At 66.2% G+C, this 1,497-nt stretch carries 2 protein-coding genes; both read left to right on the forward strand.

The genetic code is table 11. The features are described from left to right. Positions 1-76: 76 nt before the first annotated feature. The gene (locus EDE12_RS21675) at positions 77-469 is read left to right on the forward strand and encodes a DoxX family protein (RefSeq protein WP_026598316.1); all 393 of its coding nucleotides are present in this window, start codon (positions 77-79) and stop codon (positions 467-469) included. A 111-nt stretch (positions 470-580) separates the two neighbouring features. Further along, positions 581-1,497 (forward strand): LLM class flavin-dependent oxidoreductase (locus tag EDE12_RS21680; RefSeq protein ID WP_134188318.1); only part of this gene is annotated, 917 nt, incomplete at its 3' end.

Here is a 1,497-nt window from a genome sequence, read left to right on the forward strand (position 1 = left end):
CCCAAATCGCATCGCTCGCCGCCTGACCCGCGACGACACCCTCCCCCTATCGCCGAACCTCTGGAGCTCTATCGACATGAATCAGACCAACGCCTTCGCCTTTGTCGGCCGCCTGCTGATCGCCGCGCTCTTCATCCTTGGCGGTCTCGGCAAGCTCGCGGCCCCCGAGGCCACGCAAGGCTATATCGCCTCGGTCGGATTGCCGGCCCCGCTTCTCGGTCTGGCAGTCGCGGTCATCGTCGAGGCCGGCGGCGGCCTCCTTCTGCTCGTCGGATATAGAGCGCGACTCGTCAGCCTGGTCCTGGCGGCCTTCACGCTTATTTTGGCTGTGCTCTTCCACAGGAACTTCGCCGATCAAAACCAGATGATCCACTTTCTGAAGAACGTCGCGATCGTCGGCGGCCTTCTTCAGATCGCCGCCTTCGGCGCCGGCTCGTTCAGCCTGGACGGCCGCCGCCTCCGAGCCTGATCATGCGCTCGGCGTCGAGAAGGCTTCTCTCCTACTCGACGCCATCGACGGCCTTGAGCGGCGCGAGCACGCGACGTGCTCTCTGGAGCGCCTGATTTTCGAGGAAGCGACATGGAAATCGGCGTCGACAGCTTCGCGGCCATTATCCCCGATCCTGCGACGGGGAAAATCATTTCGGCCGCCGAACGGATGGAGCGTCTGCTCGACGAAGTGGAGATCGCCGACCGCGTCGGGCTCGATGTGTTCGGCGTCGGCGAACATCATCGCGAGGAATTTCTCGACGCGGCGCCCGCTGTGATCCTGGCCGCCGCCGCCGCGCGGACGCGGCAAATCCGCCTGACCAGCGCTGTCACCGTGCTCAGCGCCGCCGATCCAGTCCGCGTCTTTCAGGAATTCGCGACGCTCGACCTCATCGCGAAAGGACGCGCCGAGATCATCGTCGGACGCGGATCTTTCGGCGAAGCCTATCCGCTGTTCGGCCTCGCCATGCAGGACTATGACGCACTTTTTGCCGAGAAGCTCGACCTGCTCCTGAAGCTCCGCGACGAGATCCATGTCACATGGCAAGGACGCTTCCGGCCGCCGCTGACCGGCCAGGGCGTCTTCCCCAGACCGCATCAGGCCCGCCTGCCGATCTGGCTCGGCGTCGGCGGCACGTCGCAATCCTTCATCCGCGCCGGCGCGCTGGGCCTGCCACTCATGGTCGCGATCATCAGCGGCGACTTCCGGCGCTTCCGCCCGCTCGTCGATCTCTATCGGCAGGCGGGCCGCCGCGCCGGCCATGCGGAGGAGACGCTCCAGGTCGGCGTTCACGCAATGGGCTTCGTCGGCGACACCGACCAAGCCGCCAAGGACGCTTTCTTCCCAGGGTGGGCCTATATGTTCACGCAGATCGGCCGTGAACGAGGTTGGTCGCCCGTCACGCGCGCCGGCTTCGAGGCGATGTGCTCGCCCCATGGCGCGTTTCTGATCGGCGACCCGGAGACCGTCGCCCGGCGTGCGCTCGCAGCGAGCGAGGCTCTGGGCGG

It is taken from the genome of Methylosinus sp. sav-2 (assembly GCF_004366495.1).
In the GTDB taxonomy this organism is placed as follows: Bacteria; Pseudomonadota; Alphaproteobacteria; order Rhizobiales; family Beijerinckiaceae; genus Methylosinus.

Excerpts from the sequence above, each read along its gene's own strand:
- EDE12_RS21675 (WP_026598316.1), top strand. The coding sequence starts at position 77 with ATGAATCAGACCAACGCCTTCGCCTTTGTCGGCCGCCTGCTGATCGCC.